The 23,307-nt window shown below is 71.7% G+C and carries 17 protein-coding genes; 7 read left to right on the forward strand and 10 right to left on the reverse strand.

The features are described 5' to 3' along the window. Positions 1 to 108: 108 nt before the first annotated feature. On the forward strand, positions 109 to 1,647 hold the full coding sequence (locus tag ACWC5C_RS26760; protein WP_450879310.1) for an ATP-dependent DNA ligase: 1,539 nt from the start codon (positions 109 to 111) through the stop codon (positions 1,645 to 1,647). Positions 1,648 to 2,041: 394 nt separating this feature from the next. Next, entirely contained in the window at positions 2,042 to 3,109 is a 1,068-nt protein-coding gene (locus ACWC5C_RS26765) for an endonuclease/exonuclease/phosphatase family protein (RefSeq protein ID WP_450879312.1), read from the forward strand. Here ACWC5C_RS26765 and ACWC5C_RS26770 read toward each other — a convergent pair. Continuing rightward, positions 3,106 to 4,158, reverse strand: coding sequence for a LysR family transcriptional regulator (locus ACWC5C_RS26770; RefSeq protein ID WP_450879313.1), 1,053 nt, complete (start codon positions 4,156 to 4,158; stop codon positions 3,106 to 3,108). The genes ACWC5C_RS26765 and ACWC5C_RS26770 overlap by 4 nt on opposite strands. A 216-nt stretch (positions 4,159 to 4,374) precedes the next feature. Then, the gene (locus tag ACWC5C_RS26775; RefSeq protein WP_450879314.1) at positions 4,375 to 6,432 is read right to left on the reverse strand and encodes a PhoX family protein; all 2,058 of its coding nucleotides are present in this window, start codon (positions 6,430 to 6,432) and stop codon (positions 4,375 to 4,377) included. Positions 6,433 to 6,722: 290 nt separating this feature from the next. On the opposite strand from ACWC5C_RS26775, the gene ACWC5C_RS26780 reads away from it, so the two are divergent. From ACWC5C_RS26780 to ACWC5C_RS26790, 3 genes are all read left to right on the forward strand, one after another. Next, positions 6,723 to 8,723: a VWA domain-containing protein gene (locus ACWC5C_RS26780; RefSeq protein ID WP_450879316.1), complete on the forward strand. Its 2,001-nt coding sequence runs from the start codon at positions 6,723 to 6,725 to the stop codon at positions 8,721 to 8,723. Between the two features lie 147 nt (positions 8,724 to 8,870). Further along, positions 8,871 to 10,625, forward strand: a complete 1,755-nt coding sequence (gene metG, locus ACWC5C_RS26785) for a methionine--tRNA ligase (protein WP_450879318.1) — start codon at positions 8,871 to 8,873, stop codon at positions 10,623 to 10,625. Positions 10,626 to 10,709: 84 nt separating this feature from the next. Further along, entirely contained in the window at positions 10,710 to 11,099 is a 390-nt protein-coding gene (locus ACWC5C_RS26790; protein ID WP_385445519.1) for a DNA-binding response regulator, read from the forward strand. Between the two features lie 69 nt (positions 11,100 to 11,168). On the opposite strand, the gene ACWC5C_RS26795 is transcribed toward ACWC5C_RS26790, so the two are convergent. The 4 genes from ACWC5C_RS26795 to aspS form a co-directional block, all read right to left on the reverse strand. Then, on the reverse strand, positions 11,169 to 12,098 hold the full coding sequence (locus tag ACWC5C_RS26795) for an intradiol ring-cleavage dioxygenase (protein ID WP_385445518.1): 930 nt from the start codon (positions 12,096 to 12,098) through the stop codon (positions 11,169 to 11,171). An 86-nt stretch (positions 12,099 to 12,184) separates the two neighbouring features. After that, complete coding sequence (locus ACWC5C_RS26800) at positions 12,185 to 13,345, reverse strand: RNA-guided endonuclease InsQ/TnpB family protein (RefSeq protein ID WP_450879320.1); 1,161 nt, start codon at positions 13,343 to 13,345, stop codon at positions 12,185 to 12,187. A gap of 105 nt (positions 13,346 to 13,450) precedes the next feature. Further along, positions 13,451 to 14,290, reverse strand: a complete 840-nt coding sequence (locus ACWC5C_RS26805) for a L,D-transpeptidase family protein (RefSeq protein ID WP_450879322.1) — start codon at positions 14,288 to 14,290, stop codon at positions 13,451 to 13,453. A 66-nt stretch (positions 14,291 to 14,356) separates the two neighbouring features. Beyond that, positions 14,357 to 16,177, reverse strand: coding sequence for an aspartate--tRNA ligase (aspS, locus tag ACWC5C_RS26810; protein ID WP_450879446.1), 1,821 nt, complete (start codon positions 16,175 to 16,177; stop codon positions 14,357 to 14,359). Positions 16,178 to 16,295: 118 nt separating this feature from the next. On the opposite strand from aspS, the gene ACWC5C_RS26815 reads away from it, so the two are divergent. Next, entirely contained in the window at positions 16,296 to 18,410 is a 2,115-nt protein-coding gene (locus ACWC5C_RS26815) for an ATP-binding SpoIIE family protein phosphatase (protein ID WP_450879324.1), read from the forward strand. 19 nt (positions 18,411 to 18,429) lie between these two features. On the opposite strand, the gene ACWC5C_RS26820 is transcribed toward ACWC5C_RS26815, so the two are convergent. Together ACWC5C_RS26820 and ACWC5C_RS26825 are read right to left on the reverse strand one after the other, a co-directional pair. Next, positions 18,430 to 19,383 carry a pirin family protein gene (locus tag ACWC5C_RS26820; RefSeq protein ID WP_450879326.1) on the reverse strand — a complete coding sequence of 318 codons (954 nt, stop codon included), beginning with the start codon at positions 19,381 to 19,383 and terminating at the stop codon, positions 18,430 to 18,432. Positions 19,384 to 19,504: 121 nt separating this feature from the next. After that, complete coding sequence (locus ACWC5C_RS26825; RefSeq protein ID WP_009716404.1) at positions 19,505 to 20,002, reverse strand: SseB family protein; 498 nt, start codon at positions 20,000 to 20,002, stop codon at positions 19,505 to 19,507. 160 nt (positions 20,003 to 20,162) lie between these two features. On the opposite strand from ACWC5C_RS26825, the gene ACWC5C_RS26830 reads away from it, so the two are divergent. Then, a complete protein-coding gene (locus ACWC5C_RS26830) occupies positions 20,163 to 21,989 on the forward strand; it encodes an acyl-CoA dehydrogenase (protein ID WP_450879328.1) in 1,827 nt (608 codons plus the stop codon). Positions 21,990 to 22,059: 70 nt separating this feature from the next. Here ACWC5C_RS26830 and ACWC5C_RS26835 read toward each other — a convergent pair whose 3' ends face one another. Both ACWC5C_RS26835 and ACWC5C_RS26840 read right to left on the reverse strand, forming a co-directional pair. Then, positions 22,060 to 22,425 (reverse strand): hypothetical protein, encoded by a 366-nt coding sequence (locus ACWC5C_RS26835; protein WP_450879330.1) that lies wholly within the window; start codon positions 22,423 to 22,425, stop codon positions 22,060 to 22,062. 17 nt (positions 22,426 to 22,442) lie between these two features. Further along, a complete protein-coding gene (locus ACWC5C_RS26840; protein WP_450879332.1) occupies positions 22,443 to 23,192 on the reverse strand; it encodes a TNT domain-containing protein in 750 nt (249 codons plus the stop codon). Positions 23,193 to 23,307: the final 115 nt, after the last annotated feature.

Here is a 23,307-nt window from a genome sequence, read left to right on the forward strand (position 1 = left end):
CCGGTGACACGGAGCCCGTCGGTGTAGCCACGGGCGCGCCCGGGCCGTACGCCACGGGCGCGTACGCGACGGCGTGCGGCCGGGCGGTGGCGGAGGCAGGGTGGAGCCATGCTGCTGGCCGATGTCGCACGCACCTCCCGGCAGGTCGCGGCCACCTCCGCCCGCTCGGAGAAGATCGCCGCCCTGGCCGGGCTGTTCCGCCGCACCGAACCCGCCGAGGCCCCCGTGGTGATCACCTATCTCGCGGGGAAGCTGCCGCAGCGCCGCACCGGTGTCGGCTGGTCCACCCTGCGCCACCGGCACGAGCCCGCCGCCGCGCCACGGCTCGCCGTCCTCGACGTGGACGCCGCGCTCAGCCGGATCGCCGCCGTCTCCGGCACCGGCGCCGGGGCGGAGCGAAAGCGCCTCGTCGGCGCGCTGATGGCCGACGCCACCGAGGACGAGCAGCGCTTCCTGCTCGGGCTCATCGGCGGGGAGCTGCGCCAGGGCGCGCTGGAGGCGCTGGCCGTGGAGGGGCTGGCGCAGGCGGTCGGCGCGCCGCCCGCCGAGGTGCGCCGGGCGGTGATGCTCGGCGGTTCGCTGGGCGCGGTCGCCGAGGCGCTGCTCACACGCGGCCCGGCCGCGCTGGCCGACTTCCGGCTGGAGGTGGGGCGCCCGGTGCTGCCGATGCTCGCCCAGAGCGCGGGGAACCTGGACGAGGCCATGGACCGGCTCGGCCCGTGCGTGATCGAGGAGAAGCTGGACGGCATCCGGGTCCAGGTGCACCGCGACGGGGACGACGTACGGATCTACACCCGCACCCTGGACGAGATCACCGACCGGCTGCCCGAGGTCGTCGCGGCGGCCCGCGAACTCGCCGTGCGGCGGGCCGTACTCGACGGCGAGGTGATCCTGCTGGACGAGGCCGGGCGGCCGCGCCCGTTCCAGGAGACCTCCGCCCGGGTCGGCTCCCGGCTCGACATCGCCGGGGCGTCCGCCGCGCTGCCGCTGTCCCCCGTCTTCTTCGACCTGCTCGCCGTGGACGACCGCGATCTGCTCACGCTGCCGACCCGCGAGCGCCACGCCGAGCTGTCCCGGGTGGCCCCCGCGCCGCGCCGGGTGCGGCAGCTGCTCGCCGAGGACCCGGCGGCCCCGGAGATCCGGCGGGCGGCGCGCGCGTTCGCCGCCGACGTGCTGGAGCGGGGCCACGAGGGCGTGCTCGCCAAGGGCCTGGAGGCCCCGTACGGCGCGGGCCGCCGCGGCGCGTCCTGGCTGAAGGTCAAGCCGGTGCACACGCTGGACCTGGTGGTCCTGGCCGCCGAATGGGGCCACGGCCGCCGCACCGGCAGGCTCTCCAACCTCCACCTGGGCGCCCGCCGCCCGGACGGCACGTTCCTGATGCTCGGCAAGACCTTCAAGGGCCTGACCGACGCGCTGCTGGAGTGGCAGACGGAGGCGCTGCTGGGGATCGCGGTCAGCGACGACGGCTGGGTGGTGCGGGTCCGTCCCGAGCTGGTGGTGGAGGTGGCCTTCGACGGCCTCCAGCGCTCCTCCCGCTACCCGGCGGGCGTCACCCTCCGCTTCGCCCGCGTCCTCCGCTACCGGGAGGACAAACCCGCGGCCGAGGCGGACACGGTAGAGATGGTGTTGGCCCTGCGGCGCCCCTGAGACGGCCCCACGCCCCGCGCCCGGCCGCCGGGCGCACGCCGGTGTGCCGCGAGGTTCGCGTGCCGCACGGTCGACACCGTGCTGGCGCTGCGACGGCCATGAGCCGGGCCCGCGCCCCACGCCCCCGCCGCGGACCGCGGGCGCCGCACGCCTGCGTGCGCCACGCGGCCGAGACCGCACCGGCGCTGCGACTGCCGCGAGCCGGTCAATGCCCCAAGGGCCCCGGCGGCCCGGCCGGACCGCCGGGGGCGGGGACCGGCGGCCGGGTGCGCCACGAGGCCGCGGGGCCGGGGGCTGACTTCCCGGCGTTGCTGACGTGACGTCAATGCCGCCCACACGCAGCCTGGTTGCGGAACCCCAGGGCGGCTCGGGGTTTCGGGGTGGGCGCGGGACAATGGGCGTTCCCTCACCGAACGAGAGGCCCCGCGTGGAGACGACTGTCGTTGCGGACCGTGCCGACGGGCGCGAGTCCGGTCGGCGGGCCGCTGTCCGCCGCCTTGTCCGGTTACCCGAACGGGGCCGAGTGGCGGCCTGGTGGGCGGTGGCGCTGCTCGGCGGGGTGAGCGTCGTACTGGGGTGCCGGGCCGTGGGGACCGATGGCGTCACGCCCGTACCGCAGCTGCTGGCCTTTCTGCCCTGGCTGCTGGTCCCCGCCCTGCTGGGGCTGCTGCTCAGCGTGGCCGCGCGCTGGCCGCTGGGGTGCGGCTGGGCGCTGCTGACCGCCGCGGTGACCGGCTGGTTCATCCAGCCGTACGACCCCGGCCCTGCGCCCGCGCCGCGCGGCCCGGTCGCCGCTCAGCTGCGGGTGCTCAGCGCGAACCTGGAGTTCGGCCAGGCCACGGACGGGCTGCTGGCCGCGCTGCGCCGGGAGCGGCCGGACGTGGTGTCCGTCCAGGAGTGCGACGTCCACTGCGCGGACGCGCTCGGCTCGGCGGCCGTCCGTAAGGCGTATCCGTACCGGGAGATCGTCACCGGCAGCCCCGCCGAGGGCTCGGCGATCCTCAGCGCCTTCCCGCTGACCCGGGCGCGGGGCGTGGCCGGGGAGCTGTCGATGCCGGGCGCGGTCGCGCGGATCGCGGGCGTACGGCTGCGGCTCCAGGTCGCGCACCCGATGCCGCCGATGCCGGGGCAGCTGGACGTGTGGCGCACCGAGCTGGGGCGGCTGCGCGCGTACGCGGCCGGGCGCGGCGACGCCCCCACGCTGATCGCGGGCGACTTCAACGCGACCCAGGACCACGCCGCCTTCCGGGACCTCCTGGACACCGGCATGCGGGACAGCGCACGGGCCACCGGGCTGTCCCGGACGCCGAGCTGGCCGAGCACCACGACCCCGGTACTGGGCGCGCAGATCGACCACGTGCTGGTCAGCGACGCGCTGCGGCCGCGCACCGCCCGCTTCCTGGACCTGGGGAACACCGACCACCGGGCGCTGCTGGTCGACCTGGACCTGCACGCGGGCTAGAGGGCGTCCGGGTCGTCCGCGGTGGCCAGTTCGAAGGGGTCCTGGGCCGGCCCCTCGCCGGGCCCGTGACGCTCGCGCCGCCACCGCTCCTTCTCCGCCTCCAGCGCGTTCCACAGCAGGTTGAGCGGATGGTCGGCGCCGTACCCCGCGCGCTCACCGCGCCGGGTGAAGGCGCCCAGCAGCACCTCCAGCTTCGGCCCGGTGTCATGGGCCAGTTCGACGGCGCGCAAGCCCCGCGCGTACGCCGCCTGCGGGTCGCCCGCCGCGTCCGCGACGCCCCCGGTGACCAGCATGCAGCCGCGCACCACCCCCGAACGCAGCAGCTCGAAGCCGTAGTTGACGTTGTCGATCTCGGCGGCGATGCGCAGGGTGTCGCGGTATCCGGCGCCGAACCAGGCGTGCAGCACCCCGGCCATCACCCCGCCCGCCGAGACCACCAGCGGCAGCGTGGCCAGTTCGCCGCGTTCGACGGCCGGTCCTGGCAGTTCGTCCACCGGCAGATTGGTCACCAGCGACACCGCGCTGCGCCGCCACTCCATCACGTCGAAGGCGTCGAGTTCGGTGGGCTGGGTCCCCGGCTCGGTCACCACACTCCCGCACACCAGATCGATTTCCTTGGCGCGCAGTTTCGCCAGCACGTCCCGGGTCCGCACATGGCCGACCCTGAGGTCGATCCCGCGTTCCCGGAACTCCCCGGCGACCCGCTCCCGGGCGCTCGCGAGATAGCCGAGGGTGAGGCGCGTGGTGCCCACCATCAGGCTCCGGCCGAGGCGACGGCGGGAGCCGTGGATGCCGTCCAGCCAGTCGCCCAGCGTTTCCCCCGCCAACGCGACGAGCGCCTCGCCCGTGCCGGTGAACAGCACATCCTTGCCGCGCCCCTGCTTGAGCACCAGAGGCTCACCGCACAGCTCGGAGAAGTTGCGGTTCATGGTGTCGAGCTGCTTCTGCACACTGGCCTGTTCCCGCCCCAGCGCCCGGGCGGCGCCCAGCGCCGTACCGGTCTCATGGACCACGACCAGCGTGCGGAGCTGGTCCATCGTGGTGTCCATGAGCGCGAGCGGACTGTCCAGCAATGCGGTCCTTCTCATTGTTTCCCCGTCCCCGTCGTACTTCCCCGTCGTGCTTCCCCGTATCTCCCCTCGCTCCCCGCCAAGGGGTCCCGAAATGCTCTTCCCCTACGGCGTCATCACCAAATCGGATCTCGCGAACGACGTGAACGACCCCTGGGCCCGTGCGGGCACCAGGGGTCGTTCGCCGCGCGGTGGTCAGGCGCCGATGTCGCCGCCGTCGCGCCGCCAGACGCTCACCACCGACGGGCGGACCAGCGTGCCCGGCCCCTCCGGCCACGTGGACGCGGGCTTCTCCACGCTCGCGCCGTCCAGCTCGCCCGGATGCTGCACCGCGACCAGCACCCGCCGGTCCTGCACGATCGGGCCGCAGGTCTCGGCGCCGTTCGGGACGGTCAGGAACTGCCGCACCTCACCGCGCCTGCCCCCCGCCGTCGCCACCCCGAACAGCCCGTCGTGGTTGCCGAGCGCGTTGCCGTCGGTGGAGATCCAGAGGTTGCCGAACGCGTCGAAGGTGAGGTTGTCCGGGCAGGAGATCGGGCTGACCTCGTCCTTCGGGAAGCCGCCGAAGTACGTGCTCGGGTCCTCCGGGTCGCCGCACACCAGGAACAGCCGCCAGTTGAAGCTCTTGGAGCCCGGGTTGTTGCGGCGCTCGGTCAGCTCCAGGATCTGGCCGTGCTTGTTGCCGTTGCGCGGATTGGCCTCGTCGACCGGCGCCTTGCCGTCCTTGCCTCGGTCGGTGTTGTTCGTCAGCGCGATGTAGACCCGGCCGGTGCGCGGGCTCGGCTCGACGTCCTCGGGGCGGTCCATCTTCGTCGCGCCCACCTTGTCGGCGGCGATCCGCGTGAAGACGTACACCTCCTCGGCGGTCATCCCGTCCACGTGCGAGGTGTCGCCGGTCGCCAGCGGTATCCACTCGCCCGAACCGTCGAACTCGCCGTCGTCGGGCAGCTTCCCGGAGCCGTCGATCTCCTTCGCCGGGCTGTCACCGGTGAACTTGGCGACGTACAGCGTGCCCTCGTCCAGCAGCGTGCGGTTGTGCTCGCGGGCGGTGCGGCTGCCGCCCTTCATCATGCGCTTGGCCGACACGAACTTGTAGAAGTAGTCGAACTTCTCGTCGTCGCCCATGTAGAGCACCGGGCGGCCGTCGGTCGTCAGCCTCGGCTCGGCGGCCTCGTGCTTGAAGCGGCCCAGCGCGGTGAGCTTGCGCGGGGTGGAGTCCGGGTCGAACGGGTCCACCTCGATGACCCAGCCGAACCGGTTCGGCTCGTTGGGCTCCTTCGCCACGTCGAAGCGGTCGTCGAAACGCTCCCACTTGCGCTCGGAGGCGCCCTCCTCGAAGCCGTAGCGCTTCAGGCGCGTCTTCGAGGTCGCGTCGGGGGCCTTGTCGGCGTTGGCGAAGTACTGGTTGAAGTTCTCCTCGCCCGACAGCACGGTGCCCCACGGGGTGATGCCGCCACCGCAGTTGTTCAGCGTGCCGAGGATGCGCTTGCCGGACGGGTCCGCCGTGGTGCGCAGCAGCTTGCCGCCCGCCGCCGGGCCCGTCACCTCGAACGGCGTCGTCGCGGTGATCCGCCGGTTGAGCTGGTGGCGCGGGACAGCCGTCAGCTTGCCGACCGTACGGTGCTCCTCCGCCACCACGACCGACAGCCCGTGCGCCGCCCAGCCGATCTCGGCCTGCTCCCGGGTGGGGTTGTCCGCGTCGTACCCCGCGAACATCAGCACCTCGTCGGTGTACTCATGGTTGACCACCAGCACCTGGCGGTCGCGCTCGTGCGGGACGTCCAGCACGGCCATGTAGTCGTTGTTGTAGCCGAACTGGCCCGCCTGGGCCTTCGCCGACTGGTTGTCCGGGTCGAAGGCGGGAGCCCCGCGGAGGATCGGGTCGCCCCAGCGGATGACAAGGTTCTGGTCATGTCCCTCGGGGATGACCACCGCGTCCTTCGTGTTCGGCGCGACCGTGGGAAAGCGCAGCCCACGGGCGGGCTTGCCCTTGGGATCCGGCTTGCCCGACGCGGCCTCGGCCCGGGGCGCCTGCCCCACGGCCGCGACCCCGGTCGCCGCCGCGACGGTCACCACGGCACTCGCCCGCATCAGCGAACGGCGCGACAGGGCGCCCGCGATGACGTCCCCCACGTAGGCGTTGTCACTCGTGTTCGGCGTCTCGTGGAAACAAGCGTCACCACAGCGGTACCGGCAGGTCAGTGCGGAACGACCGCCCGGATGTGAGCTGATGAGCGGCAGGAGCTTGGGCACGACTTCCCCTCCGTAGGACGTCACATCGTGGCGGCCCCCGCCGACATGACGTCGGAATCCTTTGGCCGCGAAGCTAGGCGTGTAGAACCGCACAACGACGACCGCACCGTGAACCGAAGGTGAACGACGGGCGACCGGAATCGGCGACCGAAACCAGCCGGTCGGACCGCTAGCCTTTCGACACCACGGTCATGCGCCGTCATGCACCGCACTCGAACACGTGAGAGGTATCTCCCATGGGCATACGGGACCTACTGCGCAAAGTATTCGGACGCTCCCGAGACACCCGGGTGGACGATTCCGCTGCGCCGGAGGCGGCAGTTGTCCCGGCCCCCCAATCCGAGTCGGAGTCGGCTCCCGAGCCGAAGCCCGACCCGGCGCCGGAAGAACCCGCCCACGACCCGGCTCTGGCCGAGCCCCTGAAGACCCTGGACGAAATCCTGGGCACCCCCGCCACCCCCAAGGCCCCAAAGGACCAGCCCAAGTCCCCGGCCGAGACGCAGCCCACGTCGGCGGACGAGGACGCCGAGGCGAAGGCGGCCGCCGAGAGCGAGCCCGTGGCAACCGCCGACGACCAGCCCGCCCCGGCCGACACCGCCACGGCCGAGGCCAAGCCCGAGCCGACCGCCAGCACCGACGCAGCGCCCGAGCCGGTGACGGCCGAAGCCGCCGACGAGCCCACCCCGGCAGCAGAAGTCGCCACAGCTGCGGACGCCGAGGACACTTCGGCGGAGGACGCCAAGGCCGAAAGCGCCAGCGCGGAAGCAACACCCGCCCCGGTAGCGACCGCTACGCCGGACGACCAGCCGACCGCAGCGGCGGAAGCTCTCGCTGACCACGCCCCCGAGCCGGTGGCCGCCGCGTCCGCCGAGGACGCCCAGGCCGAGCCGGAGGTGGCCGCCGCCGTCGCAGGCGAGGTCATCACCCCGGCCGACGTCACAACCGACGCCGCCCCGGAGCCCCAGCCCTCGGCCGCCCCGGTGGCAGAAGCCGCCGCCACCACGCCCGACAGCACGCCTGCCGCGACTGCGGACGCCAAGGACACCCCGGCGGACGACGCCAAGGCCGAGGCGGACGCCGAGAGCGAGCCCGTGGCGAAGGCCGACGACAAGGCCACCCAGGCCGCGCCCGACGTGGCCGCCGCCGTCGCAGGCGACGTCGTTACCCCGGCCAACGTCACGACGGATGTCGCACCGGCGCAGGAGGACGCGGCCGCCCCGGTGGCCGAAGCCGCCGCCACCACGCCCGACAGCACGCCTGCCGCGACTGCGGACGCCAAGGACACCCCGGCGGACGACGCCAAGGCCGACAGCGCCAGCGCGGAAGCAACACCCGCCCCGGCAGCGACCGCTACGCCGGACGACCAGCCGACCGCAGCGGCGGAAGCCCCCGCTGACAACGCCCCCGAGCCGGTGGCGGCCGCGTCCGCCAAGGACGCGGTGGCCGAGCCGGAGACAGCCGCTGCGGACGACGCCACGGCCGAGGCGAACGCCGACGACAAGGCCGCCCCGGCCGCGCCCGAGGTAGCCGCCGCCGTTGCGGGCGAGGGCGTTACCCCGGCGGACGTCGCACCGGAGGCGCAGGCCGCCGCCGCCCTCGGTGGGCCGCTGGCCGGGATGGGGGCCGCCGCGTCCGGCGCCCTGGCGGGGCGCGGGCTGGGCGGCACGCGTGCCGTCGTCTACCTCGTACTGGACCGCTCCGGCTCGATGCGGAACTACTTCAAGGACGGCACCGTCCAGCACTTCGCCGAGCAGACGCTCGCCCTCTCCGCGAGCGTCAACGACAGCGGCACCCTGCCCATCGTGTTCTTCTCGACGGACATCGACGGCACCGCCGAGATCGGCGTGGACGACCACCAGGGCCGCGTCGAGGAGCTGCACGCCTCGCTCGGGCACATGGGGCGCACGAACTACCACCGGGCCGTCGAAGCGGTGATCGAGCACTACAAGGCGTCCGGCACGAAGGACCCCGCCCTGGTGATCTTCCAGACGGACGGCGCGCCCACCGGCAAGGCGGCGGCCGAGAAGGCGCTGTGCGAGGCGGCGGGGCTGCCGCTGTTCTGGCAGTTCGTCGGGTTCGGCGACCCCGAGGCGAAGGGGTTCGACTTCCTCCGTAAGCTCGGCACCTCCCCGGCCCTCGCCGTGCCGGAGAAGCGGGCGCTCGACAACGCGGCGTTCTTCCACGCCGGTCTCGACCCCCGGTCACTGTCCGACGCCGAGCTGTACGAGGAGCTGCTGAAGGCGTTCCCGGGGTGGCTGGAGAGCGCCCGGGCCGCGGGCGTGCTCAAGTAAGACCGACACAGCACACAGACGAGGGCCGTCCGCGCACCGGAATACCGCGCGGGTGGCCCTCACTGCTCAGATACGATATGGGCGGCCGTCGCCGCCCGCGCGGCAGGCCGAAAGTCACCCACCGTACCGACTTGGGAGCAGCCTGCAATGGCTCGACACCTCATCACCAGCGCCCTTCCCTACATCAACGGGATCAAGCACCTGGGCAACATGGTGGGGTCCATGCTCCCGGCCGACGTCTACGCCCGCTATATGCGCCAGCGCGGCCACGAGGTGCTCTACATCTGCGCGACCGACGAGCACGGCACCCCGGCCGAGCTGGCCGCCAAGGAGGCCGGGCTGCCGGTGGACGTGTTCTGCGCGCAGCAGCACGACGCGCAGAAGGCGATCTACGACGGCTTCGGCCTGGCCTTCGACTACTTCGGCCGCAGCTCCTCCCCGCAGAACGTCGAGATCACCCAGCGGATCGCGCGCGAGCTGAAGGCGAACGGCTTCATCGAGGAGCGCTCGATCCGGCAGGTCTTCTCGATCGCCGACGACCGCTTCCTCCCCGACCGCTACATCGAGGGCACCTGCCCGCACTGCGGCTACGACCGGGCCCGAGGCGACCAGTGCGAGAACTGCACCCGGGTGCTGGACCCCACCGACCTGATCGACGCCCGCTCCGCGATCAGCGGCAGCAGCGATCTGGAGGTCCGGGAGACCAAGCACCTGTTCCTGCTCCAGTCGAAGCTGGCCGAGGAGGTCGGCGCCTGGGTCGAGGAGCGCGGGAAGGACTGGCCGACGCTCGCCTCCTCCATCGCCCGCAAGTGGCTGACGGAGGGGCTCCAGGACCGCGCGATCACCCGCGACCTGGACTGGGGCGTTCCGGTCCCGGCGGACACCTGGCCGGAGCTGGCGGCCGAGGGCAAGGTCTTCTACGTATGGTTCGACGCCCCGATCGAGTACATCGGCGCGACCAAGGAGTGGGCGGACAAGGACCCGGCGCAGCGCGACTGGAAGTCGTGGTGGTACGACGTGGACACGACCGTCCGCTACACCGAGTTCATGGCCAAGGACAACGTCCCGTTCCACACGGTGATGTTCCCGGCCACCCTGCTCGGCACCCGGGACGTGTGGAAGAAGGTCGACATCGTCAAGGCCTTCAACTGGCTGACGTACTACGGCGGCAAGTTCTCCACGTCGCAGAAGCGCGGGGTCTTCACGGACGCCGCGCTGGAGGTGCTGCCCGCCGACTACTGGCGCTACTTCCTGATGGCGAACGCGCCCGAGTCCGACGACACCTCCTTCACCTGGGAGCACTTCACCGCCACGGTCAACAAGGACCTGGCGGACACCCTCGGCAACTTCGTCAACCGGGTGCTGTCGTTCTCCCGTAAGCGGTTCGGCGACGAGGTCCCGGCCGGGAAGGCCGCGGGGGAGGCCGAGGAGCGCCTCGGCGAGGAGATCGCGCGGCTGCTCGCGGAGTACGAGGAGCACATGGACGCGCTCCAGTTCCGCAAGGCGGCCGCCGCGCTGCGCGCCCTGTGGAGCGCGGGCAACTCCTACCTGGAGGAGAAGGCCCCCTGGCTGGAGATCAAGGCCGACCCGGAGGCCGCGGCGCTCACCCTCCGCACGGCGATGAACCTGATCCACCTCTACGCGATCGTCTCGGAGCCCTTCATCCCGGCGTCGGCGGCGGCCATGCGGTCGGCGTTCGCGCTGGCCGGGGACACCGCGCGGTGGGTCGGCCAGGAGGAGGCCAGGTCGCTGTCCTCGGTCCCGGCGGGCACGGCCTTCACGGTGCCGCCGGTGCTCTTCGCGAAGATCACCGAGGAGGACCTGGAGTCCTACCGGGAGCGCTTCGGCGGCACGGAGGAGCCGGTGGCGGCCGAGGAGCCCACCGAGCCCAAGGCCAAGTAACGGCGTCGATCGTTCGGCAACCGTACGTTTAGCCCGCGCGATGACCCTGTGGAGGAAACCTCCACAGGGAAGTCGAGGAACCCAGTGCCGGACCCATGTGTCACGGTGTCGGTCCACGGCCCCGATCCGCTCGCGCGGGCCGGGGTCGTCCGCCATCTGGATCAGCAGCCGGGCGTCGAGCTGACGCACCAGACCGGCACGGTGGCCGTCATGCTCGCCGAACGCCTCGACGCCCGCGCCGGCGCCGAGCTGCGCCACCTGGTACGGGGCGGACGGCAGCGGGTGGTGCTGGTCGCGGGCGAGCTGCGCGAGGCGGAGCTGCTGACGGTGATGGAGTACGGCGTACGAGCGGTGCTGTGGCAGCACCGCACCACACCCCGCCGCCTGCTGCGCGCCGTACACCGCGCCGCCCGCGCACAGCGGGGCGAGCCGTGCGGCGTGGACCGCCGCCTGACCGACCTCTTCCCGCGCTGAGCGCCGCGCTGCGGCCCGGGGAGCGCGGAACCCCCGGAGAGCCCCCCACGAGCTCCCCGGGGGCCGCCGTCACATGCCGGTGCCGTCGTTGGTCGCGTCGGGGTCGACCCCGAGGGTGAGCGAGCCGACGACGCCCTTGGCGATCTTCCCCTTGCGGTACTGGAGCTTCAGCAGACCGCCCTCCGCCCCGTTGCCCGGGTAGATGCCGTCCTCGTCGAGGGTGGTGCGCGGCGTGGTGCTGGTGCTGTACGGCGCCACCTCGGCGGAGTCGAGCACGGCCTCCTCGGCGAAGAAGAGCTGCCCGGTGTGGCAGGCGTGGCCGCCCTCGTAGCCGGAGTCGGTCAGCTTGCCGTCCACGTGCACCTTGGTGTGGATGTGCACGCACCGGCCCCGGTACCAGCCGGGGAAGACGGTGGTGAACTCGACGAAGCCGTGCCGGTCGGTGAGCTGGGTGCCGCGCAGGTACCGCTTGTCGTCGGTCGGGTCCTGGTGGCCGCCGCCGGGCGGGGCCCCGGTGGGCGGGGTGCCGGTGGGCTCCCCGGTCGGCGTACCGGTGGGCGGGGCTCCGGTCGGCGGGGTGCCGCCGCCGCTGCTGGAGTCCTCGTAGCCGGAGTAGAGCCCGAGCGCGTCGCAGTGCCAGATGTCGACGGCCGCTTTCGCGAGCGGTTTACAGGTGACGGAGTCGATGAGTTTGAGCCGGAGGGTCATCGGGATGCCCTCCTTGCCCTCCGTGATGTTCTTTCTGATCTTGTCGGCGTCGATGTAGTACGGACCCTCGGTGGTCTCCGAGGTGAGCCGGTAGCAGACCTCCTGGGACGAGGAGGAGGCCGACGCCGACGGGGAGGCGGCGGAGGTGGAACCGTCGGGGGAGGCCGAGGCGGTGGTGGCGGCGATGGTGCCCACACCGGCTGCCGCGACCACGGCGCCGCCCGCCACGACGACCCGGCGCCTCGTCATGTCCCGCCCGTTCGCGGGGGTGTTCTTCTGGGGTTCGGTCATGGCAGGGGACACTAGGGCCGCAACCTGTCAACGACATGGGTGCTCGCTTTGAATCCTCCCCTCCCTGAAGGGAGGGGATTCCTGGCTCAGGCCGCCTCCTGGAGCAGCGCTCCAGGAGGTCTTCCGCCATCAGCACCAGCCGGGTTGAGACCAGCCCGGACGAGCATCACGTGTGCGGAGTTCTTGTCCCGTGGGGACACGGTTCCGCACACGGCGCAGGTGTAGGTGCGCTCACCCAGCGGCAGGCGATGCTTGGCTCTCGCATCGCAGTGCGCGCAGTCCATCGTGGTGTACGCGGGGTGGACAAGGCGGATGTCCCGCCCATGCTTGCGGCCCATCGCCACCAGAGCGGCCTTGGTGGCGCCGATGGCGGCATCAGCGGCCTTGCGGGCCATGGTGGTCCTGGCGAGGAACTTCGGGCGGAAGTCCTCCACAGCGATAGCGTCATGGTCGCGGACCACCTTCTTGGCCCACTTACGGCCCGTGTCTTCACGCTGCCTGGCGGCCTGCTTGTACGCCTTCGCCCGCAGTTTCTTCGCCTCGCGGTAGCCCTTCGACGCCGGTTGCCCCTTCTTCGGCCTGCGGCGGGCCATCATCCGGTCGTACCGGGTCAGCTTCGCCTGGGCCTTCCTGCCGTACCCGGCGTGCGGCAGGTCGTACGCGTCGGACGTGGTGGTCGCGGTCTCCCTCACGCCCCAGTCGACACCGAGTACGCGGCCCGTCTCCCGCATGGGCTGTACCTGGGCGGGCACGACGAAGGAGCAGTACCAGTGCCCGAGGCAGTCCCGGTACACACGCACCGAGGACGGCTCACCCGGCAGTTCCCGCGACCACACCACCACCACGACGATGCCGCCCGCCAGATGCAGCCGACCGCCCTTCAACCGGAACCCGCGCCGGGTGTAGTTGAGGGTCGGCAGTGCCTCGCGCTTGGATTTCCACTTCGGCATCCCAGCCCGGCACGCCATGGGCAGGCCTGCGCGGATGTCCTTGTGCGCCTTGGCGCGGGAGCGGCCGAAGTCGCGGATGATCTGCTGTTGAGGAACCGAAGAGCCCTCACGCAGCCACGGCGTCCTCTGCCTGGCTGCGGTCAGCATCCTGTCGAGCTGAGCCGGGCCGCACGTGGCCTTCTGACCGGTGGACTTGTTGTGCGGGTGCACGGTCTTGGACTTGGCGACACATTCGTTCCACACCCAGCGGCACCGGTCCCACTCCGCCACCAGGACGGTGCGAGCGGTGGACGGCACGCGCAGCCGGTAGGTGTACCGCGCATGACCGCCCACCACCCCGACCAGCGAACAAGGGCACACGCGTTCGCATCACCTCGGCGATACCGGTCAGCCGGGACAGAGTCAGCGGGCCAGCGAGTCCTCGGGCCCCATCACCACGACCGGGTGGCGGTCGGGGTCGAGGGTGCGCAGCAGCGTCCGCATATGCGCCCTGGAGAGGCTGATGCAGCCCTGGGTGGGCCCGTTGTGGTCGACGTGGAACCAGATGCCGCCGCCCCGGTCGTCGCCCAGCGGCCTGGTCCAGTCGCGCGGGGAGGTCCCGGCCTCGCGGTTGTAGTTGATCGCCACGACGTAGTCGAAGGACCCGGCCAGCGGCTCGCCCTCGGCGCCGGTGCCGCTGATGGTGAAGCCCTGGACGGCGTGGTCGTAGGTGAGCTTGGTGCCCGGATCGGGCAGCTTCCCGCCCCCGTCGGTGAGGCGGAAGACGCCGGTCGGGGAGCGGAGGTCGCCCTGCCGGTGGTGGTCGGTCCAGCCGCGGGCGGCGTTGTGCGCCTTCCAGGAGGGCCCGGCCCGCCAGACGGGGCCGCCTCCGGCGTCGCCCTCCCGGTCGCCGGTCGTCCCGCCCGCCGCGGAGCGCTCGTAGAGCACGACGGAGGAACGGGTGGCGTCCCGGCCGCTGCCGGTGACGACGACCACCTGCTCGGCGTCCCGGGGCACGTCGGCGCGGGTGCGCGGCCCGAGCCCGGGCAGGTCGCCCGCCCGCTCGGCGGGGGCGGGCCGCCCGGCGGGGCTCTGCGTCCCCTTGGGCGCGCCCGCCGCGCCGGAGCGGCCCGCGGAGCCCTTGGCGTCCGCGGTGCCCCTGGTGTCCGTGGCGTGCTTACGGGACCCGTCCCCGGGACCCGCGCAGCCCGCGAGCGCCGCGATGAGCAGCGCCGTGGCCGCGGCCGGAATCCGTACCCTCACTGTGTCCTCCGCCCCTGGAGCCCCTGGAAACGCACCGGGCGCGGGTCTCTCCTCGCTTCCGCGCCGTTACTCGGCGTCTTTCCCCTCAACCTGCTTCTCAGACTTCCCGGCGCCCTTCTCGGCCTGCTTGACCTGCGGCTTGCGCACCGACAGGTGCAGCTCCCGCAGCCGGGCGTCCTCCACCTCGCTGGGCGCGCCCATCAGCAGGTCCTGGGCGTTGCCGTTGAGCGGGAACGCGATGGTCTCGCGGATGTTCGGCTCGTCGGCGAGCAGCATGACGATGCGGTCGACACCGGGGGCGATGCCGCCGTGCGGCGGTGCCCCGAAGTGGAACGCGCGCAGCATGCCGCCGAATTCCCGCTCGACGTCCTCGCGGGAGTATCCGGCGATCTCGAACGCCTTGAACATCACGTCCGGCTCGTGGTTCCGGATGGCGCCGGACGACAGCTCGGTGCCGTTGCAGACGATGTCGTACTGCCACGCGAGGATGTCCAGCGGGTCCTGGTTCTCCAGCGCGTCCAGACCGCCCTGCGGCATGGAGAACGGGTTGTGGGAGAACTCGATCTCGCCGGTGTCCTCGTTCCGCTCGAACATGGGGAAGTCCACGATCCAGCAGAAGCGGAAGACGTTCTCCTCGAAGTGGCCGGTCCGCTTGGCGGCCTCGACGCGCACGGCGCCCATGATCTTGGAGACCTCGTCGAAGTCGCCCGCGCCGAAGAAGACCGACGTGCCGGGCTTGCCCTCGACCTCGGCGATCAGCTTCTCGACGTCCTCATCCGTGAGGAACTTGGCGATCGGCCCGGTGAGCTTGGAGTCCTCGCCGATCCGGACCCAGGCGAGACCCTTGGCGCCCTGCAGAGCGGCGAACTCACCGAGCTGGTCGAAGAACTTCCGGGGCAGCTCGGCGGTGTCCGGCACGGCCAGCGCGCGCACGTGCTTGTCGGCGAACGCCTTGAAGCCGGAGCCCGCGAAGACCTGGCTGACGTCGACCAGTTCCAGCTTGGCGCGCAGGTCCGGCTTGTCGGAGCCGTACTTCAGCATCGCCTCGCGGAACGGGATCCGCAGGAACGGCGAGGTGACGTGACGGCCGCCGCCGAACTCCTCGAACAGCTCGGTCATCACCTTCTCGATGACCTCGAAGACGTCCTCCTGCTCGACGAAGCTCATCTCGACGTCGAGCTGGTAGAACTCGCCCGGCGAGCGGTCGGCGCGGGCGTCCTCGTCGCGGAAGCAGGGCGCGATCTGGAAGTAGCGGTCGAAGCCCGCGATCATCAGCAGCTGCTTGAACTGCTGCGGGGCCTGCGGCAGGGCGTAGAACCGGCCCGCGTGCAGCCGGGAGGGGACCAGGAAGTCGCGCGCGCCCTCGGGGGAGGTGGCGGACAGGATCGGGGTCGCCATCTCGTTGAAGCCCTGCGCGGTCATCTTCTGCCGGATCGCGGAGATCACGGCGGAGCGCAGCATGATGTTGCGGTGCATCCGCTCCCGGCGCAGGTCCAGGAAGCGGTGCTCCAGGCGCCGCTCCTCGCCCACCCCGTCCTCCGGGTAGACGGTGAAGGGCAGCGGGTCGGCCGCGCCGAGCACCTCGACGTCGGCGATCTCGACCTCGATCTCGCCGGTCGGCAGCTCGGGGTTGACGTTGTCGGCGCCGCGGGCGATCACCCGGCCGTCGACGCGGACGACGCTCTCCTTGGAGATCGAGCTGAGCTTCTCGTTGGCGGCGGTGTCGGGCCGGACGACGAGCTGGACCAGGCCGTAGTGGTCGCGCAGATCGATGAAGAGGATGCCGCCCAGGTTCCGTCGATTGTGCAGCCAGCCGGAGAGCCGAACGTCGGTGTCGACGTCAGCGGCGCGGAGCTGGCCACAGGTGTGGGACCGGTACCGATGCATCATTCATCCAAGTCGTCAGGTGGGGAGTGTTGCGTACCCTCGTTAAGCTTCCGGCCAAGCGTACCGGCGCCGTGACCTTCACTGGTAAGCGCGCGGAAAATGCCCATAAGGTAGCGCAATGCGCACCGAGGACCTGCTGGCCGCCATAGCGACCGGACTATGGCGGTGGGACAGCGTCTCGGGCGCCGTCTCCTACGACGCCGAGGCGGCCCGTCTGGTGGGCCTGCCCGCCGAGGCGGTCACGCTCCCCGAGTCCACCGCCCGGGCCCGCTTCCACCCGGCGGACTGGCTGGAGCTGCAGTCCATCGTGATGCTGGCGGCGGCCGAGGGCACCCTCGCCGAGGCCCTGATGCGCATCGTGGACGAGAAGGGCAAGGTGCTGCGGACCGTGCGCACCCGGTCCCGGCCGGTCGACCACCCCGACGACGAGGGCGGCCAGCTGATGCTCGGCACGCTCCAGGAGGTCCCCGAGCCGCTGCCCGGCACCACCGCGGGCCGCTCCCCGGTCACCGGCGACTGGCGGCGCAACCGCGAGGCGTTCCTGCTGGACGCGGGGCGGGCGCTGGCCGAGGCGATGTCCACCGCCGAGGTGCTGCGGGTGGCCGCCGGGCTGTCCATGCCCGGTTTCTCGCCGGACGGGCTCGCCGTCTTCGGCGTCAAGGGTGACCGGATCTCGCTCATCGGCCACCACGGCCACCGGCTGGACACCGAGCATCCGTCCGCCGACATGCCGGTGGCCACCGACCACCCGGCGGCCGAGGTGGCCCGCACCGGCCGGGCCGTCTACCTGCCCTCTCCGGAGGAGTACCGGGGCCGGTTCCCCGCCGCCTGGCACCGGATGCGGCCGCTGAAGCGCCGCTCCTGGGCCTTTCTGCCACTGATCGTCGCGGGCCGCACCATCGGCGCGTGGATGGCCGGATTCGCCCACCCCGTCGCGTTCTCGCCCGACGAGCGCTCGGTGCTCACCACGATCGCGCGGATGCTGGCCCAGGCGCTGTCCCGGGCGGCCCTCCAGGAGACCGAGCGCGAGCTGTCGGACGGCCTCCAGCGCTCGATGCTGCCCGCCGCCAAGCCCGACATCCCGGGGCTCACGGTGGCCGCGCGCTACGTGCCGACCGGCGGCGGGCTCCAGGTCGGCGGCGACTGGTACGACGTGATCGCGCTGCCCTCGGGGCGAACCGCCCTGGTGATCGGCGACGTCCAGGGGCATGACGTCCGGGCCGCCGGGATCATGGGGCAGCTGCGGATCGCGGTGCGGGCGTACGCCTCCGAGGGCCACCACCCGGACGCGGTGCTCGCCCGCGCCTCCCGCTTCCTGTGCGGGCTCGCCGACCCGGGTGGGGACGGGGCGAACGACCCCCGGTTCGCGACCTGCCTCTATATGGAGGTGGACCCGGTCGCGGGCACCCTGGACATCGCCCGCGCGGGCCATCCGGACCCGGCGGTCCGGCTGGCCGACGGCACGATGATGATCCGCCCCACCGCGGGCGGGCTGCCGCTGGGCGTCGACCCGGAGGGCGACTACCCCACCACCCGGGTGGTGCTGGAGCCCGGCGAGACGCTGCTGATGTGCACCGATGGGCTGATCGAGACCGGCGGCCACGACCTGACGACCGGCTGGGACCGGATCCGGTCGGTCTTCGAGCACCCGGCCACCGCGACGGATGGCCCGCACGACATGGAAGCCCTCGCCGAGGCCCTGGTGCAGGCCGTGCACGGACCGCCCTCGCACCACACCACCGGCCCGCTCGCCGACCGCCGCGAGGACGACATAGCGCTGCTGCTGATCCGCCGGGACGCGGAGGTGTGCCTGGTCGGACCGGGTTCGGCGCCGGTGCGGCGCACCGCGATCACGCTCGCGCAGGCCGAGCCGGAGCGGATAGCGGGCGCCCGCAGGCAGCTGCGCGACATGCTGCACGACTGGGCCGACCCGGACCAGGTCGAGTCGGCGGTGCTGCTGCTCTCCGAGATGGTCACCAACGTCCTGGTGCACACCGACGGGGACGCCCTGCTGGTCGCCGAGGTCAGCGGGCGGCGCGGATCGCGGCGGCTGCGGCTCGACGTCGCGGACGGCAGCGACGAGCTGCCGCACCGCCGCCGCCCCGGCGAACTCGCTTCGTCGGGGCGGGGGCTGATGCTGATGGAGATGCTGGCCGACGCCTGGGGCGTCGACCCGCGCGGCGACGGCAAGTGCATCTGGTACGAACTCCACGAGCGCCCACCGGAGTCGTAGCCGCAGCCGTGCGCCCTGGCTACTCGTCCTCGGCCGGTATCGTGCCGAGCTTCCCGGCGCGGAAGTCGTCGAAGGCCTGGGCCAGTTCGGCGTGGGTGTTCATCACGAACGGGCCGTAGTGCATCATCGGCTCGCGGATCGGCTGCCCGCCGAGCAGCACCACCTCGAAGTTGGGGCTGCGCGACTCCTGGGCCGCGTCCGCCCGTATCGTCAGCGTGTCACCGGCGCCGAAGACCACCGTCTGCCCGGTGCGGAAGGGCCGCTGCTCCGCGCCCGCCGTGCCGCGCCCGGCGAGGCCGTAGGCGAGCGCGTTGAAGTCCGGGCGCCAGGGCAGGGTCAGCTCGGCGCCGGGGTTCAGCGAGACGTGCAGCATGGTGATCGGGGTGTGGGTGATGCCCGGCCCCTGGTGGCCGTCGATGTCGCCCGCGATCACCCGCAGCAGCGCGCCGCCGTCGGCGGAGGTGAGCAGCTTGACCTTGGCGCCACCGATGTCCTGGTAGCGCGGCGGCATCATCTTGTCCTTGCTCGGCAGGTTCACCCACAGCTGGAGGCCGTGGAAGAGACCGCCGGACATGACCAGCGACTCCGGCGGGGCCTCGATGTGGAGCAGCCCGGAGCCCGCGGTCATCCACTGGGTGTCGCCGTCGTTGATCGTGCCGCCGCCACCCTGCGAGTCCTGGTGCACGAAGGTGCCGTCGATGAGGTACGTCACGGTCTCGAAGCCGCGGTGGGGGTGCCAGGGGGTGCCCTTGGGCTCGCCCGGCGCGTACTCCACCTCGCCCATCTGATCCATCATGATGAACGGGTCGAGGTGCTGGTAGTCGATCCCGGCGAAGGCGCGCCGCACCGGGAATCCCTCGCCCTCGAAGCCACTGGGCGCGGTGGTGACACCGAGCGCCGGACGGGGGCGCGCGTCGGCGGGCGCCGCGACCCGGGGCAGGGTCAGGGGGTTGTCTACGGTCACTGCGGGCATGACGGCCTCCTCGGTCGTTCATCATTCAACTTAATTGAAGGCTGAACGACTCGCAAGAGGGGCCCTATTCCGGCTCTAGCGGGACACGAGGGGCATGCGATGCACCCGAGAGCCGTGCAGGTCAGCCATACATGCGGCGCATCGCGAAGTCGACCATCTGCTCCACCGCCTTGGCGTCGAAGACCATGCGGTGCTCACCCTCCATGTCGAGGACGAAGCCGTAGCCGGTCGGCAGCAGGTCGATCACCTCGGCACCGGTGATCACGAAGTACTTGGACTCCTTGCCCGCGTACCGCCGCAGCTCCTTGAGCGAGGTGAACATCGGGATCACCGGCTGCTGGGTGTTGTGCAGCGCGAGGAAACCGGGGTTGTCACCGCGCGGGCAGTACACCTTGGAGGCCGCGAAGATCTGCTGGAAGTCCTCCGCCGCCATGGAGCCCGTGGTGAAGGCGCGCACGGCGTCCGCGAGGGACGGCGGCGAGGGCTCGGGGTACAGCGGCTGCCCACCGTAGCCGGGTCCCGGCTGTGAGTGGTGTGACGCATGCGGCTGCTGTTGCGGCGGAGGTGGCGGGGCGGCATAACCCTGCCCTGCGCTCGCGTTCTGGTCGTAGCCGTACATGGACTGAAGCGTACTGAGTCACAGTTGGCCGCTTGAGGGTTGCCCTTTATTACCCACGGGTAGCATCATGGCGACACCGGATTGACCGCACCGGAGTGCTGATCGATACCGCGCCACGAAGAGGTCCCGCCTCTCCCCGAGTCCTTACGGAGCCGTCGCCATGGGGCACTACAAGTCGAATCTCCGCGACATCGAGTTCAACCTCTTCGAGGTGCTCGGCCGCGACAAGCTGTACGGCACCGGCCCGTTCGCGGAGATGGACATCGAGACCGCCAAGAGCGTGCTCGCCGAGATATCCCGGCTCTCCGAGAACGAGCTGGCCGCCTCCTACGCCGACTCGGACCGCAACCCGCCGGTCTTCGACCCGAAGACGAACACGGCGCCGCTGCCCGAGTCGTTCAAGAAGAGCTACCAGGCGTACATGGACGCCGAGTGGTGGCGGCTCGGGGTCCCGGAGGCCCTCGGCGGCACCTCCTGCCCGCGCTCCCTGCTGTGGGCCTCCGCCGAATCGATCCTCGGCGCCAACACCCCGATCTGGATGTACGCCTCCGGGCCGGCCTTCGCCGGGGTGCTGTACGACGAGGGCACCGAGGAGCAGCTGAAGATCGCGCAGCTGATGGTGGACAAGCAGTGGGGCTCCACCATGGTGCTGACCGAGCCCGACGCGGGTTCGGACGTGGGCGCGGGCCGCGCCAAGGCCGTCCAGCAGGAGGACGGCACCTGGCACATCGACGGGGTGAAGCGGTTCATCACCTCCGGTGAGCACGACGTCTCCGACAACATCATCCACTTCGTGCTGGCCCGCCCCGAGGGCGCCGGACCCGGCACCAAGGGGCTGTCCCTGTTCGTCGTCCCCAAGTACGACTTCGACTGGGACAGCGGCGAGCTGGGCGAGCGCAACGGCGTCTACGCGACCAACGTCGAGCACAAGATGGGGCTGCGCGTCTCCAACACCTGCGAGCTGACCTTCGGCGCCGACCGCCCGGCCAGGGGCTGGCTGCTGGGCGAGAAGCACGACGGCATCCGCCAGATGTTCAAGATCATCGAGTTCGCCCGGATGATGGTCGGCACGAAGGCCATGGCCACCCTCTCCACCGGCTACCTCAACGCGCTGGAGTACGCCAAGGAGCGCGTCCAGGGCCCGGACCTGGCGGCCTTCACCGACAAGACCGCCCCGCGCGTCACCATCACCCACCACCCGGACGTGCGCCGCTCGCTCATGACGCAGAAGGCGTACGCGGAGGGCCTGCGCTCGCTCACCCTCTACACCGCCTCCGTGCAGGACGAGATCATGGTCAAGGAGGCCGCGGGCGAGGACGCCTCGGCCGAATCCCGCCTCAACGACCTGCTGCTGCCGATCGTCAAGGGCTACGGCTCGGAGAAGGCGTACGAGCAGCTGGCGCAGTCCCTGCAGACCATCGGCGGCTCCGGCTACCTCCAGGAGTACCCGCTGGAGCAGTACATCCGGGACGCCAAGATCGACACCCTCTACGAGGGCACCACCGCCATCCAGGGCCAGGACTTCTTCTTCCGCAAGATCGTCCGGGACCAGGGCCAGGCGCTGACCGTCCTCTCCGAGGAGATCAAGAAGTTCCTGGCGGAGGCCGCGGGCGGCGAGGAGCTGGCTCCGGCCCGCGACCGGCTCGCCCAGGCCGCGGTCGACCTGGAGGGCATCGTGGGCGCCATGCTCACCGACCTCTCGGCCACCGAGCAGGACGTCAGCTCCATCTACAAGGTCGGCCTCAACGCCACCCGGCTGCTGCTCGCCTCCGGCGACGTGGTCCTCGGCTACCTCCTGCTGCGCGGCGCGGCCGTCGCCGCGGAGAAGCTGGGCGGGGCCGCCACCAAGGACGTGGCGTTCTACCAGGGCAAGATCGCGGCGGCGAAGTTCTTCGCCCACGAGATCCTGCCGGGCGTCTCGGTGCAGCGCGCGCTGGCCGAGTCCGTCACCAAGGAGCTGATGGACCTGGACGAGGCCGCGTTCTAGGTCTCGCCCCTATAAGCCCGGGAGCCGGTCGCCCCTCTCCTTCACCGAGGAGCGCCCGGCTCCCGCCTTTTCAGCGCTCCTGGTCGGGCGGGTGCTCCCGCAGGGCCCGCTCCACCTCCTCACGCGCCTGCCGCCGCAGCTCCTCGTTCTGCGCCAGCAGTTCTTCGACCGTCTCCTGTCCGGCGCCGGGCGGACGCGGCCGGGCCCGCAGCTTGGCCAGCAGGTCCTGGCACGCCTCGTCCTCGGTGGCGAAGCGGCTGACGTCCTTGTCCACCGAGCGCTCCCACAGCCCGGTCACCCAGCCGCCGTCCGGCGCGGGCCGCAGGAAGTAGTAGGCGTCCGGCTGGACTTCGATGTCCCGCACGCCGGGAATGTCGTACAAAGCGTCCGGGACCTGCTCGGCGCGCAGCACCCGGACGAGTTCCGTTCTGTCCACGGCACCAGGATGCGCGGTCAGTTCAGCGGCCGCAGGTTACCCGCGGCAACGAGCTGAGGAATCGATGGTCCCGTCAGATATTGCAGCCCGTAACCCGGCTGGCCGAACCAGGGTCTGATGGGCCCCGCGTCCACCAGGAAAGGCTTGGTGACCTCGTAGAGGTGATAGCCGTTCGGATAGGCGGGGTCATAGGTGTTGAGGTTGCTCGGCGGCAGCGCCCGCTCCGCGTACGGGGTGCCCGCCGGGGCGAGGAAGTGGCCGAAGCCGCTGCCGAAGAGATCGACCTTCTGACCCACCTTCAGCGTGATGGTGGTCTTCAGCGGTACGCCGTTCAGCAGCACCCAGCCGTCCGGGTACGGATACCACCAGCCGCCGGTCTGCTCGTTCCAGTAGCACTTCAGGAAGGCCGGGGCCGACAGGCCGTCCAGCCGCTCGTAGTCCTTCAGCATCTTCCCGATCGCGCCCGTGCGCGGCAGTTCGGCGGGGCCGAGCCGCCAGTCGCCCTTGTAGTAGCGCTGGAAGGGCTGCGTGGGTGCGGAGTTGGTCCCCCCGGTGCGGTCCGTCGTCGGACAGGGCGGGTGGCCCTTGGCGCCGGATTCCGCCCCGTCCTCCGTCTCGGCGGCGTCGGGTGAGGGCGTGGGCGCCGGAGCCGGGGCGGGCAGCTGTCCGGCGGGGACGAGCCCGGCGGTATGCGCCACGGCCGGGCCCGCGCCGCAGAGCAGCAGCAGCGACCCCAGAATGACGAGGAGGTGTCGAAGAACGCGCATCCGCTGTCCCCTTGAGTGCGATGGTGAGCGGTTAAGGGGACTATCGGCCGATACGCGACTTTTATACCGCCGGTCTGACGTGCTTTCATCAGATTGGATCAACGGGACCCCACGG

This window comes from Streptomyces sp. NPDC001700, assembly GCF_053596435.1.